The organism is Leptolyngbya sp. 'hensonii', assembly GCF_001939115.1.
In the GTDB taxonomy this organism is placed as follows: Bacteria; Cyanobacteriota; Cyanobacteriia.
In genome coordinates, this window is sequence record NZ_MQTZ01000012.1 from 68504 (window position 1) to 87774 (window position 19271).

The following is a 19271-nucleotide window of genomic DNA, read 5'->3' on the forward strand; positions in this document are numbered from 1 at the left end:
GCAGGTTAACTATGGCGGTTAAAAAAGGTGACATGGTCCGAGTGGTACGCGAGAAACTGGAGAACAGCCTGGAAGCTCAGGCTAGTGATACCCGCTTTTCGGCTTATATTTTTGAAACCAAGGGGGAAGTAATCGACCTACGGGGAGACTATGCCCTGATCCTATTTGGGGCTGTTCCCACCCCAAATATCTGGTTAAGGGTTGACCAGCTCGAAAGTTTTGAGTAGCTTAGCTCATAGCCTTACTATGAGATGGGCGAAACCGCCCACGGCCTATGAGTTCTGCTAGCCTTGCAAATCCTAATCTTTTGCCCCATTCTGCCCGCGTTTCGATCGTGGGAGCAGGAAATGTGGGTAGTACACTCGCCCAGCGCATTGTTGAGAAGAATCTGGCGGATGTGGTGCTGCTGGATGTGATTGCAGGCCGTCCTCAGGGAATTGCCCTCGATTTACAGGAAGCCCAGGCGATCGAACGGCACGATCGGCATGTGCTGGGGACCAACGATTATGCCGATACCGCCGGTTCGGATGTGGTGGTGATCACGGCTGGGATTCCCCGGAAACCGGGGATGAGTCGGGATGACTTGATGAAAACGAATGCCCGCATCGTCATTGAGGCGGCTGGACAGTCAATTGCCTATTCTCCCGATGCCATTCTGATCATCGTCACCAATCCCCTGGATGTGATGACCTATCTGGCCTGGCAGGCCACCCAGCTTCCTCCCCAGCGCATGATGGGGATGGCGGGGATTCTTGACTCTGCCCGCTTTCAGGCGTTTATCGCCATGGAATTGGGGGTGTCCATTATGGAAGTAACCGCTCTAGTTCTGGGGGGCCATGGGGATTTGATGGTTCCTCTGCCTCGCTACTCCACGGTGAATGGGGTCCCTGTGACGGAACTCTTGAGTGCTGAGACGATCGATCGCCTGGTCGATCGAACTCGTAATGGCGGTGCTGAAGTCGTTGAGCTGATTAAAACTGGAGGAGCCTACTTTGCTCCAGCTTCAGCAGCCTGCCTCATGGTCGAGGCTATTTTGTTCGATCAGTCGCGATTGTTACCCATTGCCACTTACCTCCAGGGTGAATATGGCCTGAATGATATTTTCATTGGTGTCCCGGCTCGCCTTGGCTGTAGAGGCATTGAGAGCATTCTGGAACTGAGCTTGACCGAAACTGAGCAAGCTGCTCTCAGGGTGTCTGCGGATTCTGTCCGTAAAAATATTGACTCGATTACAACAATGTTAGGAGATACTCCGGGTTCGCCTACCTGATCGAATGCGCTAATCTATAGCTATATTCTTCCTGTTTTGCCATGGTTGAATCCAACCCGGTTGAAATTTATTGTTCTATCCCCATTTACTACAGGCGGATCGACAAGCGAACCCTATGGCTCCAGTGGCAGAGGGAAGAGGTTCGCTATGGTGTTCCTGTGACTACCCTGGAAGAAGCTCTGGACAAGGCTAGGGTGATCATTGATGCGACCCTGGAGTTGGAGCGAGTTAAGTCTGCTCCTTTTCTCAGTCAACCCGGAATGGCTCGCATTTTTTAAACATTTTGTTGGGTTTGGAGCTCCAACACTTCTATTCGATCTCCGAGAACCAACTGGCCACTTTTTGAATAGACCAGCTTCTGACCAAAGAGAATGCGGCCTCCAACCTGTCGATAGGCAGCCAGAGTTTCCAGGGGGTCTTGGCCCTGACGCTCCCCCCGCTCCTGATCTGTTGTGGTAATGACACAGCGTCCGCACAGTTTCACCCCCAGAAATTCTATTGCCCCAATCCGAACCCGTCGCCAGGTATCTTCAGCGTAAGGCTCACAGCCGGTGACGACCAGATTGGGGCGAAAGCGGTTCATGGGTAGAGGAACTGTTAAGCGGCCATTCAAATCAGCCAGAGAGGCTTCTGAAATCATCAGCACCGGATAGCCATCGGCAAAATTAACCTGATAACCAGGAGGGGCATAGCGGGGGTCTACTTCCCGATCGAAGTCCTCTGTCATCCGAACCAATCGGCAAGGGAGCCCCAGCACCTGCTGAAACCATTGGGCCGCCACATCTCCCTGGTCGAGAGCCCGACAGCGATCGCGCCAGACCACAACCTCCACCTTTAGTCCAGACCGATCGTTGAGGGACAGGCGCAATTCGGGCTGTCCAGGTGCATTCAGGCGCAGGCAATCTTCCTCCAGGGCAGTTTCCACCAGGGCGAGACGCGGATGCTGACGTTGGCTGATGAATTGTCCACTGGCATCAACGAGCATCCAGTGGCGATCGTAGGCCAACCCCCAACGATTCAGGGTGACCTGGGATAGGGCAATGCCCCGGCAGGATTTAATTGGGTAGATATATAGCCCGGTTACGGATAGAGGCATTGCATGCAATACCTTTACGGGGATAGAGTCCGTCATGGGATTACGTGATGGAGGCGTTGGATTATGGGGGGGTTAGGGTCAATCGATCACCGGTTTCGATCGCCGTCCGTTCCCACAACATTGGATGATACTCGATGGTGCGCCAGGGTTCTACCAGATCCGCATAGTGGGGATGGAAGGCATGGCCCGATTGACCGGGGGCATGCATGGCCAGGGAGTTGCCCAGGTTCGCTAGGTCTATGATCATGCGCATGGAAGGCAGGGCCGTCACCTCATAGGATTCGACTGCGTTCCAGTGGGTGGCATTAACCGCGTCACTATCGCCGCCGACTGGATAGGGACCCCGATTCAGCAGAGCCTCGATCGGGGCCACCCCCGATTTCCCCAGGGACTGATTTCGAAAGGTGACTTTGTGCAGTTGCCCCCAGCGCCAGCGGTCTGAATCGGGACCCAAGGTTTGTTTCAGTTCGGCAATCGCATCGGTCAATGCCTGCCGAAGGATCTGGTCTCGATCTTCGATCGCAGGGGTGGCTTTGTCATCCCACCAGGGGCTTTGGGGCTGCTGGATCAGGTTGTGGACAACTTCGAGCCAGCGATCGCTCCCTTCCGGCCAGTATGCCTCCGGTAACTCGTCGTGAAAGGTGGCTGCCAGCAAGTGCTTCCAGAACACGTTGAACAGCGTCGCAGGGGCATTATTCAGGTCAACCTGGTTGTTCCAGCCTTGCAGGAGGGAGCGGATTTCTGCCCATTCCTGACCCTGGGGCATGACCTGGAGCAACACGGGCACCAGGGTTTTAGCATTGGCATTAAAGTTATCTCCCTGCATGCGGCGGATGTCATCGAGGGTAATGGGCGATGACAGGGATTCCAGGATTTGGTTAATCCGCTCAGCCCGGTAGCCAAAGTCCCAATCATGGGTAATCAGGTAGGGATAGTCAGGGCCTGTGGCCGGATTATTCGCTGTGGCAATGTAGCCCCGATCGGGATTGAGGCTGAAGGGCAATTTCTCAAAGGGAATTGTACCCTTCCACTCATAGGCATCGGTCCATCCTGGTACGGGATAGCGGCCATCTCCCTGCGCCCGTATCGGCATCCGTCCCGGCATCTGATAACCGATGTTACCTTCGACATCGGCATAGATAAAGTTCTGGGCCGGGACATCGAAATCCCGCAATGCCAGCCGAAACTCTTCCCAGTTCCGCGCCCGATCAAGTTTGGCAATGGCCTGGATCAGGTGAGCGGGCTCCAGCGCAGTCCAGTGCAGGGCGATCGCATAGGGTTGGGGTAGCGATCGAGGATCAACCTCCTGGAGAGGTTTGTATGTGTCGGAAACGATGGGGCCATGGCGAGTATAGCGGACCATCTGGGTGACAGGAGCAGCCCCAGCCACCTGAATCGTCTCCGACACCAGGTCCATGTTGACCCATTGGCCATTGACCTCGTACTGGTTGGGATCTTGCGGATTCAGTTTCTCAATGTACAGATCCTGCACATCTGGCCCCACATTAGTGACACCCCAGGCAATGCGATCGTTGTGACCGATAATCACTCCAAACATGCCAGGAAAGGAGAAGCCCGTTACGTTATAGGGACAGTCAGGACCCTGCGGGGTGCAATGTAGACCAATTTCATGCCAAATCGAGGGAAGCTGGCTGTCCAGGTGGGGGTCGTTGGCCAGCAAGGGTTTTCCCGTGGCCGTCCGTTTTCCGGAAATCACCCAGTTGTTCGATCCCAGACCAGGGGTAATTGTCCCCAGGTGGACTTGCAGAGCCTGGAGTTGGGAACCGAGGAAGTCCAGGGTTGGGGCGATCGTAGCCAGCACCTGAGAAGACTCACCTTCTGACCTTTCTGGCGATCGTCTGAGGTGATCAGAGACTCCAGGGAGGATGACGGGTTGGGTGGCCGGATAGGGTGGGAAAAGTTCCTCGACCTGAGCCAGAGTCAGAGTTTTTAGCAGAGTCAGGCGCTCGATTTCTTCGGCGGCATTGTCCCCCAGGTCCCAGGCCATCACCTTGCCCCAAGTCAGGGTATGGACGGGTTGCCAGGGCTCCGGCTGGTACCCCGGATTCAGCAGCTTCAGGAAGGCATATTCCAGGCTGAGGGCAATGCCTTGATGATCAGCCAGATAGGCATTGACACCCGCTGCATAGGCTTGCAGATTGGTGATGGTGTCCGGTTCCAGTTGTTGCAACTCCTGCGCTGCTACCCTGGCCCAGCCCAGGGTGCGGAGAAACTGGTCCGTCGCCAGTTGGGATTGACCAAACAGCTCAGACAACCGTCCGGCACCGGCATGCCGCCAAAAATCCATTTGCCAGAACCGATCCTGAGCCTGGACATAGCCCTGGGCCAGAAACAGATCATGGGTGTTCCGGGCATAAAGGTGGGGGACACCCCAGCGATCGCGCAGCACCGTGACCGGTTGCAGCAGACCCGGAATGGGGATGGTCCCTGTGGTCTGGGGCCACGATCGCCCCACTATATAGGTGGCCCCGGTCGTTGCCATCAGAGCCAACAGCATCAGGATCAGGGCGATCGTCTGGAGAAGTTTGGCCCATTTTTTTCGGGATTTGCTATTCACCCTTACTGTCTCCCTCTCCCTCGATCAATGCCGGTTCGATCATCGGTGACTCAGGGGACTTCAATCGCGATCGTTGCAGGGCTGCCTCCACAGCCATCTGCTGATCGCGATGGGTCATCCACTGGTGATAGGTGCGGGTGTGAACCGCAACGGAATGGCCCATCATTCGGGCTGCCACCGTATCTGGCAAACCGAAATGAATGGTACGCACGGCCCAGGCGTGGCGCAGGCTATAGGGATTAAAGGGGATGTTATAGCGACGAAACTGAACGGTGACATGCTGTCCGACCCGCTGCAGGGTGGTTCGTTTTAGATCGGTTTCTACATCAGGTAGTTGGATATCCCGCAGGTTGAAGCGATCGACCCATTCTGGATAAAACGGCCAGACTTCATGACTTCCAGTTTTAGTCATTGGCAACACCCGAATACTGGCATTGGGATTGCCCTGTTGCAGCGCGGAATAGTCACAGAAAAAGACCTCATGATTTCTCAGCCCGTAAGTGGCCATCATGCCATAGACAAAACGCCACTCTGGATGGGGAATCTGTTCAAAGGTGGCCACAATCACATCATCGGACGGTAAGTCGCGATGTTCCACTGCATTAGGGCCATAGCTGCCCCAGAAAGTCTTCAGATCAAAGGGCAGGTCCAGATCGAGAAATCGGGCCAGGGCTGCCAGGGCTGTACAACAGATCTGGCGACTGCGGGAGTCCTCAGCCGTTGTATGGATGGTTTTATGCATGGCTTCTGCCATTGTCATCTGGGGATTTGCGGCAACCACCGTGCGCAATTTGCGCAGGTAAGGAGCATAGGCGGTATTCCAGGTAGAGGTAGTGGCTGCCGATCGTGACCGTCGATCCCGCTGGGTAAAGAAATCTTGTTCAAAAGCCCGCAACTGCTGTTCCAGTTCAAGCTGATTGAGCCGCAAGCCCCCCGTGCCACAGTGGTAGTTTCGCCAGTCAAAGGATTTTTGCAGGAGCTGGGCGGCCACGATCTTGGCTTCCTGCTCGGCTTGCTTCAATCCTGCAGAGGTTGCAGGTAAGCCGAGGGGGACTCGCTGTTGATAGGGACGCAGGCGATCGCTGCCCGGACGGGGGGGAAAAGTTCCCCGCAGGCTTAGCTTCTGGCTCCGACGCTCAATTTGCACCCCCAGGCGGGCCAGTTTGAGTCGTTGGTTCAGTTGTTGAATGCGGCTGTCGATCGCGCGCTGATCATCGGTCATTTCAAGGGCAATTGGAGGACAAATCCTGTGGTAGAACCTGGGAATAGGCACATACAACGGACAGTAGACAAGAGTACTATACTTAAATCCAGTCTAAAACGCTCAACCTCACGATCGATACTACTGTCTATGCACAAAATTCCTGTCACGGTCATTACAGGCTTTCTGGGGGCTGGAAAAACAACCCTGGTCCGCCATCTCCTGCAAAATAACGAAGGGCGTCGGATTGCGGTTCTGGTGAATGAATTCGGTGAGATTGGCATTGACGGCGATCTGCTACGGGCCTGCCAGGTCTGTGATCAAGAGGGGGATCATGGAGTGGTCTCAGTAGGCCCAGACATTATTGAACTAACTAATGGATGCCTCTGTTGCACGGTTCAGGAAGAATTTTATCCCGCCATGCAGGAATTACTGAAACGGCGAGATCAGCTCGACTGTATTCTGATCGAAACCTCTGGACTGGCCTTACCCAAACCGTTGGTTCAGGCATTTCGCTGGCCGGAGATCCGCACGGCAGCCACCGTGGATGGGGTCGTTACCGTCGTTGACTGTGAGGCTCTGGCTGCTGGTCAGTTCGTCGGCAATCTGGAGGCTCTGGAAGCCCAGCGGCAGGCGGATGATAGCCTGGAGCATGAAACTCCGATCGAGGAACTCTTTGAGGACCAACTGGCCTGTGCCGATCTGGTGTTGCTGACGAAGGTGGATCAGGTAGATTCTCAGACTCGGCTCAAAGTGGAGCAATGGCTTCAGCAAGAATTACCTGCAGGAGTCAAAATCGTTCCCTGCCAGCAAGGAGCCATTGCTCCCGACATTCTGCTGGGCTTCAATGCTGCCGTGGAAGACAACCTGGAGCATCGTCCCAGCCACCATGACCAGGAAGAAGAGCACGATCATGATGACGATATCAATGCTGTCCAACTGTTCCTGGAGCACAAGTTTGACCCTGCTGCCCTGGTCGAGCGGTTGAAGATGTTGGTGCAGCAGCAAGAGATCTATCGGATCAAAGGCTTTGTGGCCGTGCCCCAGAAACCCATGCGACTGGTCTTACAGGGGGTGGGGCAGCGATTTGAGACCTTTTACGATCGCCCCTGGCAACCCCAAGAAACCCCCCAAACCAAACTGGTCCTGATTGGCCGCGACCTAGACCAGGCCACGATCGAACATCACATCTTGGCCTCATCCTAGCAAGCTGTACAGGCGTTGCAGGCAACGCCTGCCCCACAACCAACCCTGCAGAGCAATCAAAACCGATAACTCATGACCATGGTTTGCGGCCCCTGCTCTGGCAAATCAGAAGCTTTCAGGGTGACCGTATCGCTTTGCACCCGGCGCACAGATGTCCCTTCCATGAGGGAGAGGAATTCATCCAGAGGGGCAATCTCACAGGCAGCCGGATCAGCGGCCTGGGTCCGATAGTGGGTCGGAATAACCAATCGAGGATTCAAAGCCTGAATTGTCTGCTTCGCTTCCTGGGCATTGTAAGCCTTGGGGCCTCCGCCTACCGGAATGAGTAACACATCCGGGCGTCCCATCAGGATTTTCTGCTCCAGGACGATCGGCCCCGCTGCCCCACCCAAGTGAACTATCCTGATCCCCGACTGGGTCCAGCGCCAGGCCACATTATTCCCAAACCGACGGCCATTGTTGCGATCGTGGTCAATCCCAATGCCCTGAATCGGCATCCCTTTGAACTGATACAGACCAGCTTCGTAAAGCAGGCGGGGATTCCCCGGCACCGCTTCAATAAATCCTTCATCTAGAAGTTGGCTGCTGATCATGACCAGATCACTGGCAACCTTGGGCAGACGATACCGGGCAGTACAACCCACTGTCCGAAATGGATTGACCAGAATCCGTTTACCCTCTCCAGTGAATAGAAAACAGGTATGGCCCAGCCACTGGATGGACAGGGACCCGCCTGAAGCGGCTTTTTGAGATTGTTTGGGGGAGGAGGTTTGAGCCCGGTAGACCTGTAACCCAGAAGCTACTCCCATTCCCAAACTTGCCAGCAGGCTCGCCTGAGCATAACGTATCAAGTGTCGTCGTTTCATCGTCTCCTCACGCTTGCGCTGTTAGCCATCAACCTTCAGCAGCTCTATCCAATCCGTTACTATTATGGGGCTCTTTGGACGCCAATCAAGCTAACCCCAGCCAGAAAATTCCGCAGGAGCTGTTTTCCAGCCACCGTGAGCACGCTTTCTGGATGAAATTGTACCCCTTCAATTTGAGGGTAATCTCGATGGCGTACCCCCATAATGGTTCCATCTTCAACCCAGGCCGTAATCTCCAGCTCTTCCGGACAGGTATCTCGCTGGATCGCCAGACTATGGTAGCGGGTAGCTGTTAAGGGGCTGTCCAACCCCTGAAAAACGCCAACGCCTTTGTGGAAAACCTGGGAGGTCTTGCCATGCATCAGTTCGGGAGCCCGAACGACCTGCCCACCGAAGACCTGGCCAATCCCCTGATGCCCCAGACAAACCCCCAACACAGGCACCGTAGGCCCCAAATCCGCGATCACCTCCAGGGAAATCCCCGCATCTTCCGGGCGTCCTGGACCAGGAGAGATGACGATCGCAGCCGGGTTCAGATCCCGAATTTGCGCCACTGTAATTTGATCGTTCCGGTAAACCTGAATTTCGGCAGCAATGGGAAAATCGGCACTCAGTTCCCCCAGGTACTGTACCAAGTTGTAGGTAAAGCTATCGTAGTTGTCAATTACAAGAATCATTGCAGCGACCCGGCTTGAGAAATAAAGGTCTGGGTAACCGTCATCAGACGGGGTAAAAGCAGGGAACCTGCCACCAGCACTGCTGCCAGAGCCGAGATCAGCACGGCTCCAGCAGAGCAGTCTTTGGCAATTTTGGCGAGTTCATGGTAAGTCTGTTTTACCGTCAGGTCTACCACCGACTCCAGGGCCGTATTCAACAATTCCATCGCCAGCACGGCTCCGATCGTCAGTCCAATGACAGCCATCTCCACAGAATTGAGCTGCAACAGTTCCCCTAACCCAATGACCAGAATTCCCAACACCACATGAATTCGAAAGTTTCGCTGGGTTTGAAACGCATAGGTCAATCCGGCCCAGGCATATTTGAAACTGATGAATAGATTTGCAGCCACCTGCCAGGAAAGCTCCCGGTTTGGTTTGCCTACCTTTGCGACAGAGCCATTTGAGGTCGATGTAGACAGGTCGTCAGGCATAGTTGGAAAGGGTGAGATGGTCTCTGTAAAGGATGAGTGGGCAGAGGGGATAGCAAATAGAAACTTCAAACTCAGGCTGTGGTTCCGGCAAAACCAACTGCGGCCAGTAAAGCTTCCTGTTGATCAAGCATGGACAACAGGCTGGCTTCGTCAGGATGGTCCCACCCCAGTAGGTGGAGGAGACCATGGGCTGCTAACCAGGTAACCTCCTGGCTCAAAGAATGTCCTTTGGATGCAGCCTGATGAGACGCCGTTTCAATTGAAATGACAATATCACCAAGATATACAGGAAGGGAGTCTATCTGACTCAAAATTTGAGCTGTTTCGCCTTCTAATACCGCAAAGGCCAGCACATCGGTGGGGCGATCGACCTGCCGATATTGGGCATTCAGGGCCTGAATTTCAGTATCATCTGTCAGGCGGAGGGTTAACTCATAGTCTTGCTCCCAATCCAGGTAAACCTGATTGGGGGCTTCTGTTGGAAGCAACAATTCTAACCATTGCTGGAAGTACGCTTGCCAGGCACCTGACTCAGGGCAGCCATCAGCCCCGGAACCTGCAACACAGATCTGTACATCAACCTCTACATCCAAGCTCCTACTCTCCCAGCCCGTATGGCTGATTAGCGTGTCAAATAGGCAAGACTGACCAGTATCGTCAGTAGGGTCAAACTAGTCAATGTGAAATGAAACAGAGATTTCCCCCGTTTCCGCACCATATTTCGCATGGCTAATTTGACATAACTGGGCCGCAGGGGTTCCAGAGGAAGAGCAGATTCAGGGGAGAGGACAGATTCAGAAGTTGCATCTGGATCTGGCGGAGAAATTGATTCAGAGGGTGAATTCACTGAACTCATAGTGAAGGTCTCATTGGGAACATGACTCAGTTAAGCAGATTCTACCGTGAAGAATTGTTTCTATGTTGTTCTATCAGCTGGCCGCCGCATCAACCAGTTGATTTTCCTGACGCAGATAAGCCTCAATAAAGGGATCCAGTTGCCCGTTCATGACATCTGACACCGCAGTCGTTTCTACCCCTGTGCGCAGATCCTTGACCATCTGGTAAGGATGGAACACATAGTTACGAATCTGATTTCCCCAGGCAGCTTCCACCATATCGCCTCGAATATCGGCAATTTCCTTAGCCCGTTGTTCCTGAGCCACAATCAAAAGCTTGGCCTTGAGAATCGCCAGCGCTTTCTCTTTATTTTGGAGTTGCGATCGCTCCTGGGTACAACGTACGGCCAGCCCTGTGGGAATATGGAGAATCCGCACAGCAGTCTCAACCTTGTTGACGTTCTGTCCGCCCTTGCCTCCGGCCCGCGAAGTGGTAATCTCCAGATCCTTGTCCGGAATATCCAGGTGGACCGATCGATCCAGGACGGGCATCACCTCCACACCAGCAAAACTGGTCTGCCGCTTATCATTGGCATTAAAGGGGGAAATACGAACCAGGCGGTGAGTACCCTTTTCAGCCTTGAGATAACCATAGGCATAGCGCCCGTCAATCTCTAATGTGGCAGACTTAATCCCGGCCTCATCTCCCTCTGAAATCTCAGCCAGGTGAACTTGATAGCCATGGCTTTCTCCCCAACGGGTATACATGCGAAGGAGCATTTCAGCCCAATCCTGGGCATCCGTGCCCCCCGCCCCAGCATTAATCGTCAGAACAGCTCCCGATTGGTCATAGAGACCCGACAACATTTGTTGCAATTCCCACTGATCGAGAGCATGGGTCAAGTGGGTAAGGTTAGTTTGGGCCTCCTGGAGTAATGCCTCGTCCATTTCTAACTCCACCAACTCCAGGACGGCCCTCGCATCCTCCAGATGTCCCTGCCATTGTTCAAATTGCTGGAGATGAGACTTCAGGTCGTTCAACTCCTGCAAGGTACGCTGAGCCGTAGCCTGACTATCCCAAAACTCCGGTTGAGCTGCAACCTGCTCCAGATCTTGAATCTTTGCTTTCAGTGCCGGAATGTCAAAGATAGTCCTGGGTTTTACCCAGGCGGTCAGATAACACTTCAACGTCCCGTTTGACTTCGGTTACATCCAACATGGCTCAGCCATCCTCATGCAAATTCTTCAGTCTTCCACTATACCAACCTTTATCAAGACCTTGCACAGGTCACTAATCCCGACCGTTGAGGGCAATCAAAAGTCGCAGGATAAAGATAAACAGGTTGATATAGGTCAGGTACATGGACAGAGCCGCTGGCAGATACTGATCATCTCGATAGGATCGGGGCAGAATAAAAAAGTCCACCACAGCAGCCCCGGCAAACAGAAACACCCCAATCCCCGAAATCGCAATTTCCAGGAAAGTGGGTGTCTGCCCCCCAAACAGATGGAAAACGAACTGGCAGAGAATCACCACCAGGAAGGCAATTAGCCCCAATTGCACTGTCTTAGCCAGGGCCAGACCATCCTGCTCAGATAGATTAGAGCCAATCTGACGGGCAGCAATGAAGGTAATCCCGCAACCCAGGGCGGCAAAGGCGATTCCGTTAATTCCAACCCCCTGGGTTTTCAGGGCCACAAAAATCAGGCCACTCAGGGTATAGCCGGAAAGAAGACTGTAGGTTGCCAGCAGTGGCAAAGCTAGAGCTTTATTCCCCTTCTCAGCCACATTCTGAGCGACAAAGAAGAGAACGAGCTCAAGAACGATCGCGGCAATAAAGGTAGGCATAAACAGGCTTGGATTGGTCCGGATGACCCCTAATCCGCCATAGCTGCCAACAGCAGTCAAAATCAAGCCTCCCCCGACATAGGGCAGGGCATTCGCAATTACGTTAGGACCCGTCAGAGCCTGGGTTTTAGCCTGACGAATCGCATCACGGAAGTTACTGGTGTTACTCATAGGGACTCCCTTACAACAACCTGTAAGAACTCGGGATGTCTAAGATTAGACTCAATTCCCCAGTATAGGTCAGGGATCTGGTTACGGGCAGAACGCCTCAGCGAACCTCTCCAGCACAACTCCAACAGGATGCTCAGAAATACTGAAGATCAATCGGGATCGCTGTACCCCGCAGCGACGGCCTGTTCCGCCTGCAGGTGGTTTTGCTGAATTGGGATTTCAATCTGGAACTCCGCACCATGCTCCGGTTCTGATACACACCGGAGAGCACCCTTGTGCTTTTCGGTTACGATCTGGTAGCTAATCGATAGCCCTAACCCAGTTCCCTTGCCCACAGGTTTGGTGGTGAAGAAGGGGTCAAAGAGCCGTTTTCGGGTTTCCTCATTCATGCCAGGCCCATTGTCTGCGATCCGAATCAGGACCCGATCGGGGCTGAGAAATTCCGTGCGAATGGTAATCGTTGGAGACGGGTGAGCTGCAGACCAGGAAATTTGGCCATGCTCATCTGGCTCACTGGTTCCTTCCAGGGCATCGATCGCATTCGCCAGGATGTTCATAAAAACCTGGTTGAGCTGACCGGGGTAACATTCGACCCGGGGCAAGTTGGCATATCCCTTCAGAATGGTAATCGGGGGGCGTCCAGGCTGATCCTTCAGCCGATTTTGCAGAATCAACAGGGTGCTGTCGATGCCCTCATGGATGTCTACAGGTTTCATGTCCGCCTGATCCAGACGGGAGAAGTTTCGCAGAGAGAGCACAATCTGTCGAATCCGATCGGCCCCTACCTTCATCGAGGACAGCAACTTGGACAGATCGTCCGCCAAGAAATTCAGATCAATATCATCCATCCGCTGCTGAATCTCTGGATCGGGGTGAGGATAATGTTCCTGATAAAGACTGACCAGATCCATCAGCATCTGAATGTAATCATCGGCATACTTCAGGTTGCCATAGATGAAGTTGACTGGATTGTTGATTTCATGGGCCACCCCGGCGACCAATTGGCCCAGACTGGACATTTTCTCGCTTTGAATCAACTGGGCCTGGGTTTGTTGCAATTGCCGCAGGGTTTGTTCCAGCTCATCGGCTTTCAATTGGGCTCTGGCGGCAGCGATCTGCACCTGTTCGTACAATTCGGCCTGGTGAATGGCAATGGCCATCCGGGCTGCCAGTTGCTGGAGCAGATAAACATCCGAAGTTTTCCAGGTCCGTGGGGCTTCGGACTCCTGCACAATCAGCAGACCCCAGAGGCGAGGACCGATCGTAATCGGTACGGTTACACTGGCCTGCACCTCCAGCCATTCCAGGAAGGTCAGGTAACTTTCAGACAGATCTGCTTCAGCAACATCATCGATGCGGTAGGTTTGCTCGCAGCCATGGAGTTCGCCATAGCACCGCAGGAAAGAATCATCCCGCTGGAGTCGATCCATGATGGAACTACACTTGCCCAATAATTCCTCTATCAGCACCTCACCGCGACCGTTTTCCGTGAACTTATAGACCAGCACCCGATCGGAATTAATCAATTGTCGAACTTTCTGAACCACCACCTGCAAAATTTCATCCAGGTTCAGGGTACTGTGGATGTTGTCGCTGATCAGACGCATCAGGGCTTCCCGCTCCATCTGGCGACGGGTCTGTACGTAAAGCCGGGACTGCTGGATGGCAATCGCCAGGTGATCGGCTACCGCCTTAGCCAGATCCTGATCCGCTTTGGACCAATGGCGGGTGTGTGAGCACTGGCTCAGATAAAGAATCGCCTGGAGCTTATCATCTGCCTGGACCGGCACAGCCAGAACCGACTTGACCTGGGCTGCCTGATACTCCTGATCCTGCATATCGATCCGGCTGTCCTGGGTCACATCTGCAATAGCCAGGGTCTGACGATGCTGGGTGATCCAACGAGTCAGGGGGCCATTTTTGTTGAAGGTTTCCAGGCAGGATGGGCAGGCTTCTCGGCGGGCCTCGAACAGGTGCTGGTAGCGTCTGAAGGTGGCTGATTTTTTTGAGCGAGATTGACCAGACTCCTCTTCCCAGAAGAAATCTGAAGCTTTCCCCCGGGATCCATGATCATCCGCAGCGAGATAAACCACACACCGTTCCGCATCCAGGGTTTCCATCAACTGAGTCATGGCCTGGGTGAAAACCTTTTCCAGATCGAAGCTCTGGCGGGTTTGATGGGTGATCTGGTTAATCAGACGTTCCCGCTGGGCCAGCTTCTGAGATTGCTCATAAAGCTTAGTTTGCCGAATGGCGATCTCCAGTTGCTGAGCGACCAGTTGCACCATAGCCACATCATTGGGAGACCAGGCCCTGGGCTGGTTTGATAAGCAGGCCAATAAACCGGTCCATCCACTCTGTCCTTTTACTGGGACCAATAAATTGGCGATCGACCCCAAAATAGGTGAGGTCGCCTGGGGGTTGGTTCGTTGCAGGCGGGAAAGCAGACGTGTGATCGTTCCCAGGGCCGCTTTATTGGGCAGGGGGCCGCAATTAATGATGATTTCACCCTGGGCGATCGCAGTTGCTACGGAGCCCAGATGCTCTATTTTGTAAGATTTTGATGAAGCGGATTCCGAAGGCTCAGCAATTTTTGTATGATAATCACCGGAACGGAATAAAGGGTCTTCTAAAGCTACCGCTTCTCCCGATAATTCACTGCCAGAGGATTCACTAATACTCAGGCTATGGCTGGCGCTCTGCGGTTTACGAACCCGTTCGTATACGACATGCACCCGTTGGGCATCGGGCAAACACCACATAAAGGAGCATCGATCCAGATCAAGCAGCTCCGCCAACTCGTCAACGGCTGTCTGCAAGATCGTTTTCAACTCCATCGAACTCCAGATGCGATCGATGAGTTTTCGCAGCAGCTTGTTCTGACTGGGACAGGTTTGGCTTTCAGATAGGGAGCCAGGGCTGTCTGCAACTTTTCCTTGATTGAATTTAAATATTGTTTTAAACACGTTAGGGAACCTGGGGACTATGTCGGGTTACTACAGAGCTACGCACCCCCATACCAGAAACCTTGGATCTATGAGACCAGGGATTTCACGGATTATGGATAGATGCAGTTTTCGTGATTATGTGCGTTCAGTGTATGTAGCGTGTCCAGTGTCTAGCGTGTGTGATTAACCTGCGAAGAATTCCACGATTCGTTCCAGCCGCATGCAGGAAAATATAAACTGAACCTCTGGATTGCACTGCCTGAAATCTAGCCCAGGATCTGAACCTGATTCAGAAGAAGGCAATCTGAGGGCAAGTTTAACGTTCCTTGAAAAATCGATGGGTAAAGATCATCGAAACTTCATCAATTGGCTTTATTCAGTCTTTTCAGATAAAAATCTCAGTATCCGGATCAGGGAGACAAGATTGAGTGACGAATTTAATGGTGACGCACGCCCGAATTCTAAAACCTAGGATAGGGCTAGTTTCAGGGCTAGACCTATCTATCCGTATGTTAGACCCTATCTCAAGCTTGGTAGGGATACTACGTAAAAGTTAATTCAGAACCGTATATTCGTCTACTCAAATCTAAGACATATTTTTAGCTTTGGGTTTAGATCGGTCTGCGGCAAAACCAACCTAAAAGATTGATATCAGAACGCATTTTCTCCAGTTCCTGCTGATTTCGCTGGGCCATCGCCTTATACCACTCACAGTACTCCCGATGGGCCTGCCGATACTTAAGCTCACGATAGAAAGCATGCGTTATTCGGTAAGTCCTGATCAATTCAGGTTCCGAACCAGGCAGGGATATAAACCACTGATACTGTCCTGGTGACATTTGAGACGCCTGCAACGATGGGTTTCTGAGGGATGATGCGGTCGAAAAGATGATTTAACTTATATAAGAGTACTGTGATTTCCCAGAACTTTTGGGCTCTCCCAAGGCATCTTTTCTCCAAATTGCCTGACTTCTCCCAGAACCCAGATAAGTTTTGGGTGCAGACCCAACCTGCTTTTCCAGGCATCAGCGGCCTATAAGTTGGGTCACACCATCCGGCCCTTGACCCGAGGATAAACCTCGGATGAAATTGTCAGAGGAACCTAACACCCCCTAATTTCAGGCATTTAGTTACAGCAAATCTGGTAGAACTCTTGTAGAGTTTACAGCTCAATCGATCGTTGGTTCACCCTTATTCGCGCATTTCCTACCTGTATTTTCAGAGATCTGAATCGTATGACTTCCTCCATTCGCTTCCTCATGTGTGCACCCGACCACTACGATGTGGATTATGTGATTAACCCCTGGATGGAGGGTAATATCCATAAATCCTCCCGTGACCAGGCTGTAGAACAGTGGAATCAACTGTTCCGCATTATGAAAGAGCGGGCGATCGTAGATCTGGTGCAACCCCAACCCGGCTGGCCAGATATGGTGTTTACCGCCAATGCCGGGTTGGTACTGGGGAATACGGTTGTGCTCAGTCGCTTCTACCATAAGGAGCGCCAGGGCGAGGAACCCTTTTTCAACGCCTGGTTTGCCCAACAGGGCTATAGGGTGCATGAACTGCCCAAGGATTTGCCGTTTGAGGGTGCCGGAGACGCACTTCTGGATCGGGAGGGACGCTGGCTCTGGGCCGGATATGGCTTTCGCTCCGAGCTAGACTCTCACATGTACCTGGCCGAGTGGCTAGATATTGAAGTGTTGTCCCTACGCTTGATGGACGATCGCTTCTACCATCTGGATACCTGCTTCTGCCCTCTGACTGGCGGCTATCTCCTCTATTATCCTCCAGCCTTTGATGCTTATTCCAATCATCTAATTGAGATGCGGGTGCCGGAATCTAGGCGCATTGCCATTGATGAAGCTGATGCCGTTAACTTTGCCTGTAATGCCGTCAATATTGAGCGCACGGTGATTCTGAACAAAGTTGGGGCACCCCTTCGACAGCGCCTGGAAACTGTGGGCTTTGAAGTGGTTGAAACGCCCCTAACTGAATTTCTGAAAGCTGGCGGCGCAGCCAAATGTCTCACCCTGCGGACCACAGAACCCATTCGGGACGATCATCACGCTGAAGCCACGATCGAAAGTCGCACGATTCGGTTGGAAGGACATCTACTGGACAGTGGCCTGATCAATCGGGCTCTGGATGTGATTATCGAAGGCAGTGGCAGTTTCCAGGTCTTAAACTTCAACCTGGGAGAACAGCGTCAGAGTACGTCTTCAGCGGAAGTCAAGGTTTCGGCCCCTTCCCATAGTGTCATGGAAAAAATCATGGCCCAGCTCATTGATCTGGGGGCATTACCGCCTACTCAGGACGTGTGCGATGCCCATCTGGAGCCGGTAATTCAAAATGGAGTGGCCCCAGATGACTTCTATGTGACCACCATTTATCCCACCGAAGTTCGGGTGGGCTGCCAGTGGGTTCAGGTTCAAAATCAGCGCATGGATGGGGCGATCGCGATTACCCAGGGTTCCACAGGCCCGGTGGCCCGGTGCAAACTGCTGCGAGACCTGGAGATTGGGGAACAGGTGGTAGTGGATGTGGAAGGCATCCGCACCATTCGCAAACCAGAATCGCGAGAACAGCGGAATATCCAGGAATTCAGTTTTATGGCTTCCGGTGTTTCCAGTGAGCGACGAGTGGAACTGGTCGTCGAACAGATTGCCTGGGAATTGCGCCAGATCCGCGATCGAGGCGGTAAAGTAGTGGTCACCGCTGGTCCCGTTGTGATTCATACCGGAGGTGGAGAACACCTGGCCCACCTGATCCGCAATGGATATGTGCAGGCCCTGTTAGGAGGAAATGCGATCGCCGTTCATGACATTGAACAATCCATGATGGGCACCTCTCTGGGGGTGGACATGAAGCGGGGAGTTTCAGTCCGGGGTGGGCATCGGCACCATCTCAAGGTGATCAATGCTGTGCGTCGTTGTGGCAGCATCAAAAATGCAGTGCGGGAAGGCATCATCACCAGTGGTGTCCTCTACCAGTGCATCCAGAATGACGTGCCCTTTGCCCTGGCTGGGTCGATTCGAGATGATGGTCCTCTACCGGATACGGAGATGGATCTGGTGAAGGCTCAGGCTGACTACGCTCGTCTGATTCAAGGGGCAGACCTGATCCTGATGTTGTCCTCCATGCTGCACTCGATCGGCGTTGGCAATATGACTCCAGCCGGGGTGAAGATGGTCTGTGTGGACATCAACCCGGCGGTGGTGACGAAGTTGAGCGATCGGGGGTCCGTTGAGTCTGTTGGTGTAGTCACAGACGTGGGCCTGTTCCTCAGCCTGCTGGTGCAACAACTCGATCGATTGACCAGTCCCTATCGGGTGATGCAGCGAGCTTGAGGGGGCACCGCAAAGGCACAGAGTTCGTGGAGAAATACCTCTGTGCCTCTGGGGTTAATTCTGGGTGAAAAGTAGGGTTGTGATGGCTTGCAGTGCCCTTAGCCCCTGCAGAGAGCCCTGAATCAGGTTCGCGGCTCTGGCTGGTTGGCGGATCATGCCGAGGGCTAACGGGAGGGGGCGCAGGGAACCGTCTGGACCGATCGCCCCATTCAAATCAGGGATATCTCGATGGCAGTCATCGCTGACGACTCGCATCATGGCAACGTCAATACCAGTAGATTTGAGGGCTTGGAGAATACCAAAGCCTTCCATATCCACAACCCCAGTGTCATACTCTTTGCCCAGTTCTCGCTTTTCATAGGCAGACCAGATGATCCGATCGCTGGTTAACCCTTTGATCAGGGGTACTGGTTTGCCAAGCCGCTTGGCGACATCAATATTTAACTGAGCTGCACAGGATAGGAAGCGCACAGAGGAAGGTTCTACCCGGTAGGTACAGCCCTCATAAAAAACAGGGTCACCAAGGCCATGATCCGGTTTGAGGCTGCCACACAAGCCCATAACCAGCACCGCAGGATACTTCTCCCGCGTCAGGTTTAGGGATTCCAGATGGGGATAGACTGCCCGGGAGCCGATCGGCAGGGGCAGCACCTCAACCGTTGATTCATTGGCCCGTCGCAAGCCCCGACCAACTGCATTGTATTCGGCTCCACGGGTTACCAGAATTGCGCGAATGCGTTGTTCCAAGGG

General features: G+C 53.2%; 18 protein-coding genes. 5 read left to right on the forward strand and 13 right to left on the reverse strand.

Annotation, left to right across the window (positions count from 1 at the left end; all coding sequences use genetic code 11):
- Positions 1-11: 11 nt before the first annotated feature.
- Genes BST81_RS04730 through BST81_RS04740 form a run of 3 tightly spaced genes read left to right on the forward strand, consistent with a single transcriptional unit; the run spans position 12 to position 1548 of the window.
- Positions 12-227 carry an NAD(P)H-quinone oxidoreductase subunit O gene (locus BST81_RS04730; RefSeq protein WP_075597392.1) on the forward strand — a complete coding sequence of 72 codons (216 nt, stop codon included), beginning with the start codon at positions 12-14 and terminating at the stop codon, positions 225-227.
- Between the two features lie 47 nt (positions 228-274).
- The gene (gene mdh, locus BST81_RS04735) at positions 275-1270 is read left to right on the forward strand and encodes a malate dehydrogenase (protein ID WP_075597393.1); all 996 of its coding nucleotides are present in this window, start codon (positions 275-277) and stop codon (positions 1268-1270) included.
- 41 nt (positions 1271-1311) lie between these two features.
- Positions 1312-1548 carry a hypothetical protein gene (locus tag BST81_RS04740; RefSeq protein WP_075597394.1) on the forward strand — a complete coding sequence of 79 codons (237 nt, stop codon included), beginning with the start codon at positions 1312-1314 and terminating at the stop codon, positions 1546-1548.
- On the opposite strand, the gene BST81_RS04745 is transcribed toward BST81_RS04740, so the two are convergent.
- The 3 genes from BST81_RS04745 to BST81_RS04755 all read right to left on the reverse strand — a co-directional run bounded on the left by BST81_RS04745 (position 1545) and on the right by BST81_RS04755 (position 6166).
- Entirely contained in the window at positions 1545-2366 is an 822-nt protein-coding gene (locus tag BST81_RS04745; RefSeq protein ID WP_075597395.1) for an MOSC N-terminal beta barrel domain-containing protein, read from the reverse strand. The two genes, BST81_RS04740 and BST81_RS04745, sit on opposite strands and share 4 nt — an antisense overlap.
- 61 nt (positions 2367-2427) lie before the next feature.
- On the reverse strand, positions 2428-4944 hold the full coding sequence (locus BST81_RS04750; protein WP_216351211.1) for a penicillin acylase family protein: 2517 nt from the start codon (positions 4942-4944) through the stop codon (positions 2428-2430).
- Positions 4937-6166, reverse strand: coding sequence for a site-specific integrase (locus BST81_RS04755; RefSeq protein WP_075597396.1), 1230 nt, complete (start codon positions 6164-6166; stop codon positions 4937-4939). Before BST81_RS04755 ends, BST81_RS04750 begins: the two co-directional genes overlap by 8 nt.
- Positions 6167-6295: 129 nt before the next feature.
- Between BST81_RS04755 and cobW the strand changes: the two genes are divergently transcribed.
- The gene (gene cobW / locus BST81_RS04760) at positions 6296-7351 is read left to right on the forward strand and encodes a cobalamin biosynthesis protein CobW (RefSeq protein WP_075597397.1); all 1056 of its coding nucleotides are present in this window, start codon (positions 6296-6298) and stop codon (positions 7349-7351) included.
- Positions 7352-7407: 56 nt separating this feature from the next.
- On the opposite strand, the gene BST81_RS04765 is transcribed toward cobW, so the two are convergent.
- The 9 genes from BST81_RS04765 to BST81_RS04805 all read right to left on the reverse strand — a co-directional run bounded on the left by BST81_RS04765 (position 7408) and on the right by BST81_RS04805 (position 16010).
- Positions 7408-8217 (reverse strand): MBL fold metallo-hydrolase, encoded by an 810-nt coding sequence (locus tag BST81_RS04765; protein WP_075597398.1) that lies wholly within the window; start codon positions 8215-8217, stop codon positions 7408-7410.
- A gap of 62 nt (positions 8218-8279) precedes the next feature.
- Complete coding sequence (locus tag BST81_RS04770) at positions 8280-8894, reverse strand: aminodeoxychorismate/anthranilate synthase component II (protein ID WP_075597399.1); 615 nt, start codon at positions 8892-8894, stop codon at positions 8280-8282.
- The gene (locus BST81_RS04775) at positions 8891-9367 is read right to left on the reverse strand and encodes a diacylglycerol kinase family protein (protein ID WP_075597400.1); all 477 of its coding nucleotides are present in this window, start codon (positions 9365-9367) and stop codon (positions 8891-8893) included. The genes BST81_RS04770 and BST81_RS04775 overlap by 4 nt, the downstream gene beginning before the upstream one ends.
- 71 nt (positions 9368-9438) lie before the next feature.
- Complete coding sequence (gene ybeY / locus BST81_RS04780) at positions 9439-9960, reverse strand: rRNA maturation RNase YbeY (RefSeq protein ID WP_075597401.1); 522 nt, start codon at positions 9958-9960, stop codon at positions 9439-9441.
- 29 nt (positions 9961-9989) lie between these two features.
- Positions 9990-10223 carry a DUF3285 domain-containing protein gene (locus BST81_RS04785; RefSeq protein WP_075597402.1) on the reverse strand — a complete coding sequence of 78 codons (234 nt, stop codon included), beginning with the start codon at positions 10221-10223 and terminating at the stop codon, positions 9990-9992.
- A 73-nt stretch (positions 10224-10296) separates the two neighbouring features.
- Positions 10297-11419 (reverse strand): peptide chain release factor 2 gene (prfB, locus tag BST81_RS04790; protein ID WP_143780233.1). Its coding sequence is split into 2 segments (ribosomal slippage): positions 10297-11346 and positions 11348-11419, totalling 1122 coding nucleotides; the frame shifts between segments, so codons are not numbered across the junction.
- 75 nt (positions 11420-11494) lie between these two features.
- Positions 11495-12223, reverse strand: a complete 729-nt coding sequence (locus BST81_RS04795; protein ID WP_075597404.1) for a Bax inhibitor-1 family protein — start codon at positions 12221-12223, stop codon at positions 11495-11497.
- 149 nt (positions 12224-12372) lie between these two features.
- The gene (locus tag BST81_RS04800) at positions 12373-15189 is read right to left on the reverse strand and encodes a GAF domain-containing protein (protein ID WP_075597405.1); all 2817 of its coding nucleotides are present in this window, start codon (positions 15187-15189) and stop codon (positions 12373-12375) included.
- A 593-nt stretch (positions 15190-15782) separates the two neighbouring features.
- The gene (locus BST81_RS04805; RefSeq protein WP_075597406.1) at positions 15783-16010 is read right to left on the reverse strand and encodes a hypothetical protein; all 228 of its coding nucleotides are present in this window, start codon (positions 16008-16010) and stop codon (positions 15783-15785) included.
- A 396-nt stretch (positions 16011-16406) separates the two neighbouring features.
- Here BST81_RS04805 and BST81_RS04810 point away from each other — a divergent pair, with 396 nt between their 5' ends.
- On the forward strand, positions 16407-18521 hold the full coding sequence (locus BST81_RS04810; protein ID WP_075597407.1) for a TIGR00300 family protein: 2115 nt from the start codon (positions 16407-16409) through the stop codon (positions 18519-18521).
- Positions 18522-18575: 54 nt separating this feature from the next.
- Here the strand turns inward: BST81_RS04810 and BST81_RS04815 are convergent, their stop codons facing one another.
- Complete coding sequence (locus BST81_RS04815) at positions 18576-19268, reverse strand: hypothetical protein (RefSeq protein ID WP_075597408.1); 693 nt, start codon at positions 19266-19268, stop codon at positions 18576-18578.
- Between the last annotated feature and the right edge of the window lie 3 nt (positions 19269-19271).